At 38.9% G+C, this 16,954-nt stretch carries 14 protein-coding genes; 3 read left to right on the forward strand and 11 right to left on the reverse strand.

The window, feature by feature from the left end; translation table 11 throughout:
- Positions 1 to 919: hypothetical protein (locus SGI74_05100; GenBank protein ID MDZ4676870.1), on the forward strand; the 919-nt coding region annotated here is incomplete at its 5' end.
- A 15-nt stretch (positions 920 to 934) separates the two neighbouring features.
- Here SGI74_05100 and queA read toward each other — a convergent pair.
- From queA to SGI74_05115, 3 genes are all read right to left on the reverse strand, one after another.
- A complete protein-coding gene (gene queA / locus SGI74_05105) occupies positions 935 to 2,053 on the reverse strand; it encodes a tRNA preQ1(34) S-adenosylmethionine ribosyltransferase-isomerase QueA (protein ID MDZ4676871.1) in 1,119 nt (372 codons plus the stop codon).
- Positions 2,037 to 3,197 (reverse strand): SpoIID/LytB domain-containing protein, encoded by a 1,161-nt coding sequence (locus SGI74_05110; GenBank protein ID MDZ4676872.1) that lies wholly within the window; start codon positions 3,195 to 3,197, stop codon positions 2,037 to 2,039. Before SGI74_05110 ends, queA begins: the two co-directional genes overlap by 17 nt.
- 89 nt (positions 3,198 to 3,286) lie before the next feature.
- A complete protein-coding gene (locus SGI74_05115; protein MDZ4676873.1) occupies positions 3,287 to 4,030 on the reverse strand; it encodes a uracil-DNA glycosylase in 744 nt (247 codons plus the stop codon).
- A gap of 97 nt (positions 4,031 to 4,127) precedes the next feature.
- On the opposite strand from SGI74_05115, the gene SGI74_05120 reads away from it, so the two are divergent.
- Both SGI74_05120 and SGI74_05125 read left to right on the forward strand, forming a co-directional pair.
- Positions 4,128 to 4,328, forward strand: a complete 201-nt coding sequence (locus SGI74_05120) for a hypothetical protein (GenBank protein MDZ4676874.1) — start codon at positions 4,128 to 4,130, stop codon at positions 4,326 to 4,328.
- A 288-nt stretch (positions 4,329 to 4,616) separates the two neighbouring features.
- Positions 4,617 to 5,687, forward strand: coding sequence for a hypothetical protein (locus tag SGI74_05125; protein MDZ4676875.1), 1,071 nt, complete (start codon positions 4,617 to 4,619; stop codon positions 5,685 to 5,687).
- A gap of 1 nt (position 5,688) precedes the next feature.
- Here SGI74_05125 and uvrC read toward each other — a convergent pair whose 3' ends face one another.
- The 8 genes from uvrC to SGI74_05165 form a co-directional block, all read right to left on the reverse strand.
- Positions 5,689 to 7,626, reverse strand: a complete 1,938-nt coding sequence (gene uvrC, locus SGI74_05130) for an excinuclease ABC subunit UvrC (protein MDZ4676876.1) — start codon at positions 7,624 to 7,626, stop codon at positions 5,689 to 5,691.
- Complete coding sequence (gene uvrB, locus SGI74_05135) at positions 7,626 to 9,734, reverse strand: excinuclease ABC subunit UvrB (protein ID MDZ4676877.1); 2,109 nt, start codon at positions 9,732 to 9,734, stop codon at positions 7,626 to 7,628. Before uvrB ends, uvrC begins: the two co-directional genes overlap by 1 nt.
- Complete coding sequence (gene cysS, locus SGI74_05140; GenBank protein MDZ4676878.1) at positions 9,735 to 11,219, reverse strand: cysteine--tRNA ligase; 1,485 nt, start codon at positions 11,217 to 11,219, stop codon at positions 9,735 to 9,737.
- Between the two features lie 50 nt (positions 11,220 to 11,269).
- Positions 11,270 to 12,736 carry a glutamate--tRNA ligase gene (gene gltX / locus SGI74_05145; GenBank protein ID MDZ4676879.1) on the reverse strand — a complete coding sequence of 489 codons (1,467 nt, stop codon included), beginning with the start codon at positions 12,734 to 12,736 and terminating at the stop codon, positions 11,270 to 11,272.
- Positions 12,737 to 13,237 (reverse strand): 2-C-methyl-D-erythritol 2,4-cyclodiphosphate synthase, encoded by a 501-nt coding sequence (gene ispF, locus SGI74_05150; GenBank protein ID MDZ4676880.1) that lies wholly within the window; start codon positions 13,235 to 13,237, stop codon positions 12,737 to 12,739.
- The gene (gene ispD, locus SGI74_05155; GenBank protein ID MDZ4676881.1) at positions 13,197 to 13,934 is read right to left on the reverse strand and encodes a 2-C-methyl-D-erythritol 4-phosphate cytidylyltransferase; all 738 of its coding nucleotides are present in this window, start codon (positions 13,932 to 13,934) and stop codon (positions 13,197 to 13,199) included. The genes ispF and ispD overlap by 41 nt, the downstream gene beginning before the upstream one ends.
- Positions 13,935 to 14,003: 69 nt before the next feature.
- Positions 14,004 to 14,510 (reverse strand): CarD family transcriptional regulator, encoded by a 507-nt coding sequence (locus tag SGI74_05160; protein MDZ4676882.1) that lies wholly within the window; start codon positions 14,508 to 14,510, stop codon positions 14,004 to 14,006.
- Positions 14,511 to 14,664: 154 nt separating this feature from the next.
- Complete coding sequence (locus SGI74_05165; protein ID MDZ4676883.1) at positions 14,665 to 16,824, reverse strand: S8 family serine peptidase; 2,160 nt, start codon at positions 16,822 to 16,824, stop codon at positions 14,665 to 14,667.
- Positions 16,825 to 16,954: the final 130 nt, after the last annotated feature.

The raw sequence follows: 16,954 nt of genomic DNA on the forward strand, positions 1-16,954 counted from the left end.
AAATCGTTCTCAAACAGGAATCAATGTAAGACTTAGTGAGTTATCAAAAGGGTACTACACGATCTCGTTTATCGCATACGATCAGGCACAAAATCAGAGTGCTCCCACAACAACCAGTTTTTGTGTTTTTGAGTGTCCTGATCCATCTACATATTGCCCGGGTGCTGAACCCGACGATGGCTGTGGGGATGCTTGCCCAATCGGCACTAAAGTTTGTTGCGTTGCGGTTTGTCCTGACACATCAACTTATTGCGCAGGCAATGAACCTGGAAATGGTTGTGGTGGAACTTGTCCAACAGGAACAAAATCACCATCATGTCCTGACACTAACACATACTGCGCTGGCAGTGAACCTGGCAATGGTTGTGGTGGAACTTGTCCAACGGGAACCAAAGATTGTTCCTGTACGCCGACTTGTGTCCCAAGCTCTTATTGCCCAGGAAGTGAACCTGGAAACGGTTGTGGTGGAACTTGTCCAACGGGAACTAAAGATTGCACTGGCTGCTCTGGCTGCCCTAGCGACACAAATGATTATTGTCCCGGAGACGAACCAAACGATACCTGCGGAAATAAATGCGCTAACGGAACTAAAGATTGCACAACTTGCACTGGTTGTCCTAGCGACACAAATGATTATTGCCCCGGAGAAGAGCCAGACGATACCTGCGGAAATAAATGCGCTGACGGAACTAAAAATTGCACTACCTGTGAGGCCGGAAAAACAAGATCATTAAAAGCGACATGTACGACAAAATGTAAACAAACTATGGATGGTTGTGATCAGGCTGATTGCAAGGCAACATGCGCTGATGTTTTAACCACACCACCCAACTGTTGTGATGGCGAAGCAGGTGTTGTGAATGCTGATCATGAGGGTGAATGTATCCAGACTTATAAAGAATTTTGGGAGTGCCCTTGATGTGTGATTTCTTTTTTAACTAAGAACCGTCAAATCACCATAACTAAAAAGTCGAAATTTTTTATCAATGGCAAATTTGTAGGCATTTAAGATTTTTTGTAAAGTTTTAAGTTCTTGCGCTCGCCCCTCAGGAATCATGCGTGTACCAAAAGCTGATACAAGGGCTAATAAACTTGATTGAGGCTGATGAAAATTCGTGAGCATTGCATCTACCACCTGAAATTTATAACCGGGCGAAATAAAAAGACGAGTCTCGCCAACAAAAGGTACGATCATAGGAATATTAGTCCCCCCCGTACCTGAAGCCCACACCGCTGACTCTAAAGCACGCGTTGCCGTAGTACCACATGCCCACACTTTTTTACCGGTAGCTTGTGTTCGCCTAACAGCTTCACAAGTTAAAGGTTCAATAATTGCAATTTCTGGATGAATTTGAAAATCAGATAATTTTTCAGTTTCAATGGGCAAAAATGTACCAGCACCAACATGTAAAGTCACATAGACAATCTTCACACCACTTTCGCGCAAATATTTTAAATGCTCATCACCGAAATGTAGACCCGCTGTAGGAGCTGCAACTGAACCTAAATTTTGTGCCCACACATTTTGATAACGCGTTTTATCTTCAGCGGCCTGATCAACTAACTTAATATTTTCACACACCTGATTTTCTCTGGCCTGAATAATATATGGCGGAAGCGGCACATTGCCGTGTTTTAAAAAATACTGAGCCAGGTCTACAGATTGTTCTATTTCAATTTCGCTGATGCGGCCTGTTTTTAAAACCTTAGCTTTAAGATCTCCTGGCAAATCAATAGTTTTTCCTACTTTGAGATTCATTCCTTTTGATAAAATTTCCCAATGCTTTTGATTTGCAAGTGTTTTTAAAAAAAATATTTCACCAAGGCTTCCAGTTTGTTTTTCAATAATAAGTCTTGCCCATAAAACTTTAGAGTCGTTTAAAACAAGGGTGTCCCCTTTTTTAAACATGGCTAAAAAACGAGACCAATTGATTTCTTCAACTTGATCACGATCGCGAGAAATATGAAGTATGCGTGATTTTCCACGAGCTAAAGCACTCGTTGCTACAAGGTTTTCAGGATATTCAAATTGAAGATCAGCGGTGAGCAACATTTACTTCAGTTAACTGCGTTCGGGGATAGTAATGCCTTAAAATATCGGCAGCTTTCGTGCCTTTTTCAGCCAGCGTCTTTGCTCCCCATTGGCAAAGTCCACTTCCGTGGCCAAAACCTTGCCCTTTAAATACAACAGAATCACCTTTTTGTACTACAGAAAATAAAGTGCTTTTCAAACGATCAAAACCGATAGCTTGCCTGAGCTCTTGGCCTGAAATTAAAATATTTTTTCGCCCATCGCTAAATGCAATCAACGCCACTCGTGAACTCGTCGTTCTCATCACAATTTGCACACGCTCAATACCTGAAAGTTGATGACCAGATAATTGCATTTTCTCTTTAAGATCACTAAATTTTACCTCTAAAGACCACTTAGATTTTGGGCTAAACGGACAACTCACATCGGCCACAGTTCCTGTTTCTAAAGACTCACCCTTCCAGACAAGATTTGGCTCTTCAGTTTGGCCTCCGCAATTGGCATGATAATAGGCCTTAGTCACGCGACCATTATGCAATAAAACTATACCTTCTGTTGCGATTACAGCTTTTCTTATTTTATCAATGATTGGAGACTTTAGTGGAGTTGAATAATTTTGATCCATCACGTTTCCTTCAAGATGAAACGGCGAGCCCTTTTTTAAAGACATTTGGAAAAGTGTATACGATCTTGCGGCAATGGATTGCGCTTTAAGAGCTTCCAGTGGCCAATGCCCCGGCATTTCACTTTGCAAAACACCAACAAGATATTCTTCAAGCTCAACAGCCTCAATAACATCAACAGTATTTGTGCGATTTAAAGTTGAGAGTAGTAATGGTGCGGGAAGATCATATCCAAAAATGCGCACTTTAGAATTATGTGAAAGTATTTGTAAAAATGGCTCAGATGAGCGCGTGATATTATTTCCGTTACGTATAATCCAAACTCTTTGTGCTCCGATTTTTTGCGAATCAATAATAATACGTTCTGATTTTGGAATAGAAATATTACGAATATTTTGAGATTTAATCGGTAAAAGTGTTATTCCTTCTCCTGTAATTTCAAGGGGCAAAGGAAGCTGGAGAATTTTCACACGCACTTTTTCAGCAAGTACGATTTGGCTCCAAAAACATGTGATGAGAATAAGAATCGCTGTTAATCGCATCAAGTGAAGTTCCCTCCGTGGCTTCTCCAGGGTAATTAGAACTCAACTCAGTTTTCTTATCTAGAAGAGAGTGTGATTCAAGACCTTAGTCAGTGTTTAGGAATATTTAATCCCAATTCATGCATAGCGAGTTGCAGATCTTGCCAAACAGATTTTTTCTGTGTGGGGTCGTGCAGCAAATATGCAGGATGAAAAGTTGGAATTATTCTAAGACCATCGATCTCAAAGATTCGCCCTCGAAGCTGACTTATTTTTTCATTAGTGCCCAAAAGTACCTGGGCCGCAAATGCCCCTAGAGCCACAATGATCTTTGGCTTAATAAGTGATATTTGAGAATGCATATAAGGTGAACAAGCTTCCACTTCATCAAGTTCTGGGTTTCTATTTTCAGGTGGGCGGCATTTCACAACGTTGGCGATATAAACTTCTTCACGCGTTAGACCCATAGCTGAAATCATTTTATTAAGAAGCTGCCCCGCTTTTCCAACAAAGGGCTCACCTTGAGCATCTTCTTCTTCACCCGGACCTTCGCCTATAAACATCAATTGTGCTTTGGGTGAACCGTATCCAAAGACAATATTCAAACGCCCTTCACTAAGTTTACATCGCCCGCAATCTTTAAGATCACTCAAAAGATTATTCAAATTTGAAACTGGCAAAACATGTTCACTATGACTTTTTCTTTTTTTATGTATTTCGTTAATGGGCTCATCAGGTGGTAATCCATTTGCAACAAAAAGATCTGAATCAGATTTTGCAGGGGCAATATTTTCCCCAATCGCAAAGTATCTAACACCGAGCACTTCTTTTAAATAGGCAAAATTTTCCTTCATCGACATTTTTTAAATTCCTAATAACGGTTTTTTAAATTGTTTAAAGTTTTACGCCGCCAATGCCGTTCATATGTATGTCAGTCAGGAGGACAGGCAAATGAACGCACAAAATGGAATCGTAGCACCACTCAATATCACAAACGAAGATCTTATCGAATTTTTAGAGACTTGTTGTCTCTGCGGTTCAAAGCTTCGCTTCAGCCATCAAACAGACTACCTAAAATTGGAAGTCCATGAAGAAGCAAATTGCCCGGATTGCGGAATAAGAAATAAAGTCTCAAGCTTTATTTTACAATAAGCATCTCGAAGGGTTTTTATCAGATTGGCATTGAACTGCAAATCTTATCGCAACCCTTTGAATTCATACGATTTTTAAGGTGAGTGGCTATATTCTCTCGCCTCTATGTAAGTCATTGAAATGACTTATTATTTCAACCAACCATTAAGCCACAAAGTCTCACGGTTTTATCTTAGTTAAAATAATCAGACAGTTGGCCAAGCTTTATACTCAAAACCATAGTCATAAGAAATACGTACGATTTCACGCGGCACTCCCCTTGCTCTATTCAGAGCTAAAGGGGAACAAATGAAACAATTCATGATCGCAAGCCTATTTATTTTCGGCATGTCAGAAATGGCAAAAGCTGAGCCACCCTCTCAAAGTAATTACAAGGCACAACAACAAGCCAGAATTAGGCTTCTTTTAGAAAGAGAACGCTTAGAAGAAGTCACACCACGTGAAACCAGCCTTCCTGAAAAAGTTTCCCGCGTAGATTTCACAGAGGGGATTCCCAGCATCACACATAAAGATCAAACGGTCATTGATCGACGAACCGGGCAAATCGGAAAAATTTCTCGCCTATTTGAAAATCGCGATAAAAATAATACAGCTGATAATTATGATGACATCTATTCAACCCATGGCAACTCTGTAGAAGTTAAGTTCACTGACTCTGAATTTAAATCACCCCGCAGTACGTATAGATATCTTGAAATAGATATGACTGAAATTTCTAAATTCACAGAAGAGCATGACTCAGGTTTAAAAATTGATACTGCAGTACTTTTGCGAACAAAAGAGGGTGGCTTAAAAGTAGCCTCCGTTAAATTGCTTTTTGACAAAGGCGAGGTTTTACTTGAAATGGATGATGATAAATCTCAAAAGCCTGCGCGATATAATTTTGAAAGAAAAAATGGAAATTTATCCATAGATTTTTATGACTTCCCAAAACAAAAAACTAAGAAAAAGACTTCTCATTTTGATTTAACTGATGAACTTGTTTTGGAAGTTGAAACGTTTACCACTTCTAATGATGTGATTTACAAAAAAGGAGAAAGCATTAAAACAAAAGAAGGTGCTGTCGGTCAAATTCAATATATCTTTAAAGATGGAACAGTCGCTATCACTTTTGAAAACAATCTTCATAAAACAGGAACAAACATTATTGAAAAACTAAGTGCGTCTCATTCAAATGCATCACACGCTGCATTGAAAGCCTGGGAGCAACTTCAAAAAAATCAAGCTGCGTACCCTAAAGATAAAAATCCATTTAACAATTTTGCTCAAGCCACAAATGACAAACCTGCTCAAACAACCAAGCCCAGTGGGGCGGGCGTTCCCATAAAACCAGCACCTAAAGCTGAACGTGCTAAATAAATTATTTTTTGATTTCGACTTGGATACTAGGTTGGGTGTCTTCATTAACAGATGATTCATCTTCATTAAGTTGTAATAAAACACGCTCTGCTAAAACCGAATTAAACCCTGGTAGCATTGCAATGTCTGCCGCCGGGGCACATTTAAGTTGATCAATACTTTCAAATTTTCTTAAAAGCGCTTTTTTGCGTTTTTCCCCGAGACCAACGATGTGATCAAGCTCACTTTCAAGACTTCGATTTTCTCTAAGTTTTCGATGATACGAAATTGCGAATCGATGGGCTTCATCCCGAATGCCCACTAAAATATGAAGTGCTTCAGAATTTTTTGCAAACGTCACAGGGTTTTGTCTGCCAGGCAAAAAGACTCTCTCTTCTGAGCCTTTCACATCAGCATCATCAAATTTTCCAAGTGTTCGTGCTTTTGCGAAACCAATTACTGGAATATGAGTTTTTTTAAGTTCTTCCAAAACTGCAACCGCCATACTCAATTGACCTTTACCACCATCCACAACTATTAATTGAGGCTCATCTTGCTCTACGTGAGTCATTCGACGTGATAAAACTTCTTTCATCATTGCAAAATCATTAGCCCCTTGAACTGTCTTAATTTTATAACGGCGATACCAATCTTTTGATGGAACACCTTCTTCAAACACCACTTGGCTAGCAACAGCTTCTGCACCTTGAAAATTTGAAATATCATAACATTCAATGCGCATAGGAAGTTCAGATAACCCCAAACGTTCTTTAATTTCCTCTAAACCCTTATGTTTGCGTTCTGTTTTTGTAACGTGATGTTTAAAATGTTCACTGGCATTGGCCTGGGCGATTTCAAGCATGCGGCTGGCATCTTGACTCGTAGGGTATCTTACAACTACTTTTTTGCCAGTACGTTCACATAACACAGCTTCTAAAAGTTTATGAATATCACGCCCCAAATCGGCACCCAAAAGAACCTCATCAGGCACCATGTTTTCTTCGTAATACTGGTTCACAAAAGACGCTAGCCACTCTTGGGGGTTTTCATCTTCTGCTGTTGGATTTAATAACGGCATAAAATGTGGCTGACTTCCTAAAAGTTTACCTTGTCTCACATGAAGTACTTCGATTGTGCATCCACGCTCATCACCTTCATAACCAATCACGTCTTGATCTTTTTCTCCCATAGCATTAATAACTGATTGTTTTTCTAGAATAGATTCTAATCCTTCTAAGGAATCACGAAGTTTTGCCGCGTACTCAAACTGTTCATCATTTGCAGCCTCTTTCATACGTTTTGTTATTTCTTTAAGGAGCAGTTTATCTTTGCCTCGTAAAAATAATAACGCCCCTTGAATATCTTTTTGATAAGTTTCTTTATCGACGATGTCTACACATGGGGCTGTGCAATTTCCTATTTGATGGGTCAAACAAGGTCGAGTGCGGTTTCTAAAATAATGATCACTACAATCTCTAATTTGAAATGTACGGTTTAAAAATTTTATGGTTTCCCAAACAGCTAAACCACTTGTGAAAGGGCCAAAATACATACTTCCATCGCGTTTTACTTTTCGTGAGAGATAAAGCCTTGGATAATCATCAGCCATACTTACTTTAATATACGGGTACGTCTTATCGTCTTTAAGTCTGATATTATATTTAGGTCGATGTTTTTTAATTAATGATGCTTCAAGTAAAAAAGCTTCTACTTCAGTTTTTGTAACAATATATTCAATTTTTGAAATGTGACTTACTAGATACTGTGTTTTTGCAGAATGCCCAGAACCTGTAAAATAACTACGAACCCGTGATCTTAAAACTTTAGCTTTACCGACATAAATAATCTTATCAATTGCATTTTTCATAAGATAAATGCCAGGTGTCGTCGGAAACCCAGCAATTGATGCTTTAAGTTCAGTTAATTTTTCAGAGATATCAGACTTTGAGTTGCGAGCCATTAGCTTTCGGCTTCGCCTCCCAAATTAGCAACATCACTAAAACGCATTTCTTGAAGTTCTAAGCGCTTAATCTCATCACGAATATTTGCAGCCTCTTCAAAATCAAGTTTATCTGAAGCTTTTTTCATCTGCTTTCGAAGTTTAACAATCTGCTTATTAATCGACTCTGGCGTTAATGCGTAAAGTGTTTTTGGAGACGCCACTTTATTCTCACCATCACGACCTCGGGGCTGAGGAGCGGTGTAAAGCACTTGATCAGAAGCAGCGTAGAGTTGCTCTGTAGTTTGTGAAATCAGCTTTTTAATTGTTTGAGGAGTAATATTATTATCAATATTATATTTGCTTTGAATTTCTCGACGTCTTTGAGTTTCTGCCATGGCCTTTTTCATCGAATCAGTAATTCTATCAGCGTACAATATAACCTTACCGTTAATATTTCGCGCAGCTCGCCCTATTGTTTGAATAAGGGATCTTTCAGATCGTAAAAACCCTTCTTTATCTGCATCTAAGATCGCAACTAAACTTACCTCAGGTATATCTAGACCTTCTCTGAGTAAATTAATTCCCACTAAAACGTCAAATACGCCAAGTCTAAGATCTCGAATAATTTCTGAGCGTTCAAGAGTTAGAATTTCACTATGAAGATACTTAACTCTTACCCCCATGCCTTGAAAATATTCAGTTAAGTCTTCAGCCATGCGTTTAGTAAGTGTAGTAACAAGCACTCGCTCTTTAAGATTTGCTCTAATGCGAACTTCTTTAAGTAAATCATCAACTTGAAATTTTGCCCCACGCACTTCAATCTCCGGGTCAATCAAGCCAGTAGGGCGAATAATTTGTTCTATTATTAACCCCTCACTTTTTTGAAGTTCATAAGCACCAGGTGTTGCTGAAACATACATAACTTTATTTACTAAACTTTCAAATTCTTGAAAATTTAGAGGTCTATTATCAAGTGCACTAGGAAGCCTAAAACCAAAATCAACAAGCGTCATTTTACGTGACCTATCACCCTTGTACATTCCCCCAATTTGAGGAACCGTCACATGACTCTCATCAATAAAAGTTATGAAATCTTTAGGAAAATATTCAATCAAAGTTGGAGGCGCTTCACCAGGTTTTCGCCCAGTGAAATGTCTTGAATAATTCTCAATACCTTGGCAAAAACCAATCTCCTCAATCATTTCAATATCGTAATATGTGCGCTGTTCAAGTCGTTGAGCTTCAACCAATTTCATCTGAGATTTTAATTGTTCAAGTCGCTCGCGCAGTTCATCTTGAATCGTAATGATTGCTTTTTTACTTCGATCAAGATCTGTCACATAGTGGCTTCCTGGGTAAATCGTAGCACGTTCTACTTTTTGAATTATCGTTCCACGTAATGGGTCAACAATACTAATGGCGTCAATAAAATCACCAAAAAACTCAACCCGCACAGCACGACTATCTTCATAGGGAGGAAATATCTCAACCACATCACCACGTACACGAAATGTACCACGGTGAAAATCAACATCGTTTCGATTGTATTGAATATCGACTAATTTACGAAGCAGATCATCTCGCTTCATATCGCTACCCGATTCAATTAAAATTAACATACCCTCATAGGCTTCAGGACTTCCCAAGCCATAGATACACGACACACTTGAAACAATAATCACATCACTACGATCAAAAAGTGAACGCGTGGCAGAGTGTCGCATGCGATCAATTTGTTCATTAATGGCTGAATCTTTTTCGATAAACGTATCAGTTGATGGAATATAAGCTTCAGGTTGGTAGTAATCATAATAACTTACAAAATATTCAACAGCGTTGAGTGGAAATAATTGCTTAAACTCAGCGTACAATTGGCCTGCTAAAGTTTTATTTGGTGCTAAGATCAGCGCGGGTCTACCCATGCGTGCAATAGTATGAGCCATCGTAAATGTTTTTCCAGAGCCTGTGACTCCTAACAAAACTTGATGGTTACTTCCTGATTCAAAATTTTTAATAAGTTGTTCAATTGCCTTAGGCTGATCGCCTTGGGGCTTATAGTCAGTGACAAGTTGAAATGGTCGACTCTCTACGAGTTCATTTTTTTTCCCAAACCGGGGTTCATACATTTATTTTTTCACTTCCCATTCAGTTCCATCTGAAGAATCTCTTACTTCAATTCCAAGACCTGTAAGTTCTAATCTGATTTCATCAGACTTTTTAAAATCTTTATCAACCCGTGCTCTCCAACGATCATCGACAAGTTTTTGCACAGCACTTCTTTCTAATTTTTTATCACGCAACAAAATATCATCAAGTGCAATCAAGAAGCTACACGGGGGTTCGTGAAACAATGCCAGTAATGACCCAACTTCTTTAATTAACGCAAGATGTTTACTACATGAGTTAGCCAGTTCTTGAGAGGCCTTTAAACCCGGTTTTAGAATATTATTAAAACTACGAACAAGGTTAAAAATTTCAGCTAATATTTCAGGCGTGTTAAAATCATCAGCGCACGCAGCGTTAACACCTGGCCAAATGCTACTTACTCTCTCACCAAAGCCTTTTGGGTCAAGAAGCGAGCCTTTATGATCAGCCTTAAAGCCTGCTTTTTCACACTTACTGAGCCACGTTTCAGCCTGGGCCATGCTTGAATAAATGCGAGCCAGACCATGAATACAATGACTAATGACTGAATCACCAAACTCAGAAGGACTTCTATAATGTGCTGATAAAATTACAAACTTTAATGTTTCGCCATTAAAACGTTCTAAAAAATTTCTAGCAGTAAAGATATTGCCAAGACTTTTTGACATTTTATCTTTACCCATATTGATAAAATTATTGTGCATCCAAAAATTTACAAACGGTTTATTATTAGCAGCTTCACTTTGTGCAATTTCATTTTCATGATGAGGAAATATAAGATCAATTCCACCACCATGAATATCAAAGGTGTCCCCTAAATATTTCTTAGCCATTGCTGAGCATTCGATATGCCACCCAGGCCTGCCCTTACCCCACGGACTATCCCAGTAAGGTTCAGCAGGCTTTGCAGGCTTCCATAAAGAAAAATCTAAAGGATTTTTCTTTTTCTCACCAATTTCGACTCTCACCCCTGCGATAAGGTCATCAATGTTTTTATGACTGAGCTTTCCATATTCTTTTATTTTTTCAATGCTGCAAAAAACCTCACCATCAACAACGTAACCCGCACCATGACGGACGATCTTTTCAATCATCTCGATAATTTCTTTGATGTGAGTTGTCACTCTGGGGTTAAAAGTCGCGGGTTTTAACCCAACGGCTTTAAAATCTTTTTCAAATTCAAGTACGTATTTATCTGCTAATTCAAAGGGTGTGATTTTTTCTTCATTGGCCGCTTTAATTATTTTATCATCTACATCAGTATAATTATAAACGTAAGTGACCTTGTGATTTGTGTGTTCAAAATAATTTCTCACAAAGTTAAAAAATATAGGCCCACGAAAATTCCCAACATGTAAAAAATTATAAACCGTCGGCCCACAGACGTACATGCGCACATGCCCTGGTTCAATGGGGGCAAAATCATCTTTTTTTTGTGTTAAAGTGTTATAAATTTTCATAGTCATTTTAAAATCTCTCTTACTGAAATCACATTATTTACATGCCATTTATTAAATCAAACTTTTAAACATCGAGCTAAAGTTTTTTCAGCCCTAAGAATCAAACTCTTCTTTGAAAGTAGCGGAACCAATTGTTTTAATTCTGTACCGTGAGGTTTACCAACGATAGCTACACGAAGGGCTTGAAAAAACTCTTTACCTTTTACAGCACAATCAGTTTGAATCTTTTTTTGAAGTTCCGCAAATTTTGCTTCTTCAATAAATTCATCACTGGTGTTTTTAAGATTTTCTATCCAATGAGTGATAACTGATGTTGTAGAGGCCCACTTAAACGCCTCTTCTGATTCAGGCGAAAATTCAAAATTTTGATCAGATAACGGATGAAATAACAAAACCGCTTCAACCAATGTTTCAAACGAAGTTTTTAATGCACCAACAGCTTTGTTGATCCAATCAGTTGTTACTCCCTCAAATTTAAGACCATCGGCCTCCAAGAAAGGTATGAGTAACTTCCAAAGTTCTTGATGATCCATTTCCCTTAAATAGACAGAGTTCATCCATTTAAGTTTTACTCCATCAAAAACAGCAGGACTTGAATTAACCCTATCTACATCAAAAAGTTTAATCATCTCATTAAGTGGCACAACCTCTCGACCATCAGGGGAACTCCAACCTAAAAGTGCTATATAATTATTGATCGCCTCTTTTAGATAACCCTGTTGTCGGTATTCATTCACAGACGTTGCACCATGGCGCTTACTTAGCTTTTGTTTATCTGAGCCTAATACTACCGACATATGACCAAACTCAGGAGCAACCCAACCATATGATTCATACAACATGAGTTGTCGCACTGTGTTTGATAAATGCTCCTCAGCTCTTAAGACGTGAGTAATTTCCATTAAGTGGTCATCTATGACACAACAAAAATTATAAACCGGCATGCCATCAGATCTTAATATTACAAAATCTCCAACCATGCCCTCTTGAAACTCAACATCACCTCTGATGAGATCTTTGAGCAAATATTTCTTAGGTTTTTTAATCCAAAATCTTACGGCCCCTTTTTGCCCAGCTTCTAATTTTAGTTTTACATCTTGGGCGGGTAAATGCCTACATTTGCCATCGTATTGAGGAGGACGCCCTTGTTTCATGGCCACTTGTTTTTTCACTTCTAATTCTTCATCAGTGCAAAAACAATAATAAGCTTCACCTGAAGTTAAAAGTTTATCAGCATGCTCTTTATAAATATGTTGGCGCTCACTTTGCCGATAGGGACCAAACTTTGCATCAACATCGGGGCCTTCATCCCAATTTAAGCCTAGCCACTTAATATCTTGTTTTTGCATTTCTTCAAATTCGCGAGTGCTACGCGCTTGATCAGTGTCTTCAACACGTAAAATAAATGTTCCACCAACATGTTTTGCATAGAGCCAATTAAATAAAATACTTCTAGCTCCACCTACATGAAGATATCCAGTTGGTGATGGAGCAAAACGTACTCGAACGTTGCGATTTGTCATTTAAACCTCAGTAATTTCTTGTTCATTATCTCTTAATTTTAAAAGCACCACTGTTTGGCAAAATATTCCTTCACTTCTCCCAATGGCACCCATGCCTTCACCCGTTGTAGCCTTAACACCCACACAATGTGGTTGGACATTCATCAATGCAGCAATTTTTGTCTTCATTAATTCTTTATACTCAGTAAGTTTAGGTTTTTCAGCCATAATGACAATATCGGCATTTATAATTTGATAACCCATATCCCAAACACGCCTACACACTTCACTTAAAATTTCTGAACTCGGGCGATCTTTATTTTTTTCATCTCCCGGAAAAAACGTTCCTAAATCGCCCAGTGCTGAGGCACCTAAAAGGGCATCACAAAGTGAATGCAAAACCACATCAGCATCTGAGTGCCCGAGGAGCCCCTTTGAATGCGGAATTTCAACACCACCTAAAACAAGTTTACGACCTGTTTCAAAGCGGTGGATGTCGCTGCCTAAGCCAACTCGATACACGCTCGATATCCTCCACGAAAGTAACTTTTAAATTATCTTCTTCACCAGCGACCACAAGAATTTTATGCCCATGATTTTCTAATAAGCTGGCATCATCCACAGCGTTTTCATCACTCGCTGTATTATAAACTTCGGTTAATAGATCAGTTTTTAATAATTGAGGTGTTTGAATAATACGCAGCTTTTCACGTGATAATGTATCTTCCACCAATTCAAAGCCGTTATGAATTGTGATTTGTTTAATGGTATCTTTTGACTTAACACCAGGAACAACTCCCGCCATATTATGCATTTTTAAATCCACCAATCTTGCACACCAAAGGCGTTCTAAAAGATCAACGGTGATTGCAGGCCTTGCCCCATCATGAACCATGACCCACGGATTAACTTTATTTTTATTTAAAGCCAACAACCCGCTTGTTGCAGAAACTTGTCTGGTCTTACCACCGGCAACAACTTCAATGGGTTTTGTATCGATAAGATAATTAAAACTTTCTTTAACTGGTAATACCCAATCGCTTGGAACAACAACCACAACATTTCCTAAATGGGGCCAGCTTAAAAATACTTCTAATGACCATAAATAAAGTGGGCGCCCATGAACTTCTTCAAATTGTTTAGGTACTTTTGCGCCATAACGAGTGCTGTTACCCGCGGCCACCAATATAAGATCGCATTTATCGTTTACTTCAATCATGTAAATGCCTAAAAAAAAGGGGCGCTGTTTCTTTGCGCCCCATTGAATAAATACTTTTAAATTACAAGTTCAAGCTTCTTCGGTTTTTGCTTCGAGGCCGAAAATTTCACGAACTTCTTCTTCGACTTTCTTTTCTTGAACCTTTTTAGCTAAAGCCAACTCTTTTATTAATAGACTTCGAGCAGTATCGAGCATCTTGCGCTCACCAAAGCTGAGTTCTTTATCAACTTTGAGTAAAAACAGATCGCGCAAAACTTCTGCGATTTCGTAGATACTTCCAGTTTTGATTTTTTCCATGTATTCGCGGTAACGGCGATTCCATGTTTGATTATCGATTTTAATATTTTTCTTACGAAGAATTTTAAAAACTTCGTTGGCTTCTTTTTTAGAAATAATGGCGCGCAGTCCCACGCTGGCAACGTTATCTTTGGGAATCATAATTTTCATGCCGTTATCAAGGATTTGAATTGTGTAAAAAGTTTGTTTTTTACCGAAAATTTCCTTGGTTTCAATGGCCCGTACAACGCCCACTCCGTGACCGGGGTACACAGCGTTATCACCTATCTTAAATGCCATTTGTTTGGGTCCTTTCATGACGCGTTAAACTTTGAGCTGCAGCAGTGGGAGATTTGTACCACAGTTGAGCAAAACCGTCAATGAACGCGGACAAAAAGAAACGCCTTAACTCTATATTCGAGTTAAGGCGCATCGCATTAAGATATTGTAAATATTACTCGTTTAAAGAAGTGACCACCAGAGCATAGGGCTGAGTTCCGGTTCCGGGGCGACCCTGTGGAACACTAGTGCCACGCACACTGATATTATAGGTTCCATCATGAGGGGCTGTGAATTCCACCATCTCAGTATTATTTTTTGTATCAGTTGTTGAAAGATGATTTGGAAAAAAAGAATTCCCTTCATAATCCATAACTTTTAAATCTAGATTATTTACTAAAGCTTCAGCAGCTCCTGCAGATGCTGGGGCGTCTGTGTAAACCATAGTCACGCGTACTTTCTGACCAACTTTAACTTCAAGTTCGTAATTTTGCGAACCACCGGTTGGAACACCGTTTTTATCATCGATGAGATTTTCTTTTTTGATGGTAGTAGCTTTATCCATATCAACACGACCAAAACCTTCGTTCATATTTGGTCGACGTACTGTAAATTCTTGAAAACGTCCTGTACCATATTGGCCCGGGAACAAATCAAATGCTGTGTGAATAAGAACTGCCTTCACAAGTGCCGCAGATGGCTTATGCAGCCCCTGTGCGCGTATGTATTGACGTGTTACTGCAGCTGCACCAGAAGTTAGTGGAGTAGACATAGAGGTTCCACCCGCATAGCTATAAATTGCATTGTAGGGCCCCCAAAGTTTAGTTGCTTTTGGATGTTGAGACTGAGTTGAAATGATATTTGTACCTGGAGCTACAATGTCAGGTTTAATACGACCATCAAGCGTAGGCCCTGTGCTACTAAATGCAGCCATACCGATTTCAGTTTCAGAAAGTTTACTTGTGGCGATTGGGTCAACTCCCCATTTTTGAGTACCGCCTCTGAGTTCTTTCATCATTTTTTGCATTCCGCCCACTGGAACTAAATTCTTACTTGCTCCAACCGTGAGTACGTTTTTCGCTGTACCAGGACTACTCACTGAACCGCCGTCGATTTTACCATCGCGATTAAGATCTTGACCTGAATTACCCGCAGCAAAGACAACTAAAAATTCTGGATACTTCCAGGCGATATCGTCGATCATGGCTGCGAAGTTGTCATAGGCACCTAGATTAGCAACGGTTCCCCAACTATTTGAATGAACATGTACGTCATCGGTAGTATGTACGTGCCCAAAAAGTTTTTCAAAATTTGGAAGTACTAAGAGATTATTAAGCAGCGTGTTCCACATTCCTTCAAACGCAAGCTTTGCACCAAATGCTCCGCCTTTAAGCATTCCGTTTGAACTAACCCCTGAACCTAATACTGAGCCAGCAACGTGTGTGCCGTGACCTTGGGGGTCACTCCATTTTACTAGATTACGAAAATTCAGACCAAAAAACCCAAGGGCATAACCTTTAATTACTTGGCCTTTAAGATCTTCTAAAATTTCAGTGGTTGAACCGCGATCAAGGCCAGTATCGGCAACAGCTACGATTTCAGATTGGCCATTAAAACCTCGAGCGTGAGCGGCTGAAAAGTTCATAAGTTTTGTACCTGACTCATAACCTGTGAGATCAGTGTAGTCACCATTTGGTGTTTCTTGATTATGAAGATTACTTGAAACATCAAAATCAAAAATTTGCATTTTCTTATAAGGTTCAATCCACTCTACACCCTCAATCTCTGCAAGCTTGTGAATGCTATCAGCGATGGTGAGACCCACAAGTCTGTCTGATGCACGTGAGATATTAGAAATGTTGAGATTTCTTGATTGTTTAATGAAATTCTCAAATTCAGTATCTGAAATTAGGCGCACGAGAACTTGTTGAGGTTTTTTAGAATTAAGATCTGATCCAAATTCTTGACTGATTCGATATTTAGTTTCGTAAGGCATAATGCCTTTAATATTTGTTGCTACATTCAGAGCGGCCCAAGATTCACTGTTTTGAATCTTTGCTAAAAAAGCATCATCCGGAATATAAGTAGCAAATTTAACACCTGCTTTTTCTAAATTGTCTTTCCATGTTTTTAATACAGGGCCTGAGAACTGAACGATGTAGAATTCTTTACCTTGAGTAGGTAGAAATCTCGGGCCTGCTCGATTAAACCCGTTGGCATTTGTTTTTTCTGTGATGCTGAAGGTTTCGTTTTTGAGTCTGATTTTATCGCCGGCAAAACAAACAGCAAAGATAAATTGAAAAGAAATTGCGAATACTACGAGTGATCGAGACATGCTTTGGTTCCCCCATGGAGCCTTTATAAGCGCTCTGAAAATAATCCCTTACTTCTTGATTAAAAGGAGACCAAGCCGTTCGTCGAGTGTCAACACAAAGCCTTGATATTTATGGAAATTACAGATCGTT

This window comes from Oligoflexia bacterium (genome assembly GCA_034439615.1).
In the GTDB taxonomy this organism is placed as follows: Bacteria; Bdellovibrionota; Bdellovibrionia; order JABDDW01; family JABDDW01; genus JAWXAT01.

Bases quoted from the DNA above. Each gene is read 5' to 3' on its own strand.
- SGI74_05160 (MDZ4676882.1), bottom strand. From the start codon at position 14,510: ATGGCATTTAAGATAGGTGATAACGCTGTGTACCCCGGTCACGGAGTG.
- ispD (MDZ4676881.1), bottom strand. From the start codon at position 13,934: ATGATTGAAGTAAACGATAAATGCGATCTTATATTGGTGGCCGCGGGT.
- queA (MDZ4676871.1), bottom strand. From the start codon at position 2,053: ATGTTGCTCACCGCTGATCTTCAATTTGAATATCCTGAAAACCTTGTA.
- SGI74_05165 (MDZ4676883.1), bottom strand. From the start codon at position 16,824: ATGTCTCGATCACTCGTAGTATTCGCAATTTCTTTTCAATTTATCTTT.
- SGI74_05125 (MDZ4676875.1), top strand. From the start codon at position 4,617: ATGAAACAATTCATGATCGCAAGCCTATTTATTTTCGGCATGTCAGAA.
- uvrC (MDZ4676876.1), bottom strand. From the start codon at position 7,626: ATGGCTCGCAACTCAAAGTCTGATATCTCTGAAAAATTAACTGAACTT.
- SGI74_05120 (MDZ4676874.1), top strand. From the start codon at position 4,128: ATGAACGCACAAAATGGAATCGTAGCACCACTCAATATCACAAACGAA.
- cysS (MDZ4676878.1), bottom strand. From the start codon at position 11,219: ATGACTATGAAAATTTATAACACTTTAACACAAAAAAAAGATGATTTT.
- SGI74_05110 (MDZ4676872.1), bottom strand. From the start codon at position 3,197: ATGCGATTAACAGCGATTCTTATTCTCATCACATGTTTTTGGAGCCAA.
- gltX (MDZ4676879.1), bottom strand. From the start codon at position 12,736: ATGACAAATCGCAACGTTCGAGTACGTTTTGCTCCATCACCAACTGGA.
- SGI74_05115 (MDZ4676873.1), bottom strand. From the start codon at position 4,030: ATGAAGGAAAATTTTGCCTATTTAAAAGAAGTGCTCGGTGTTAGATAC.
- uvrB (MDZ4676877.1), bottom strand. From the start codon at position 9,734: ATGTATGAACCCCGGTTTGGGAAAAAAAATGAACTCGTAGAGAGTCGA.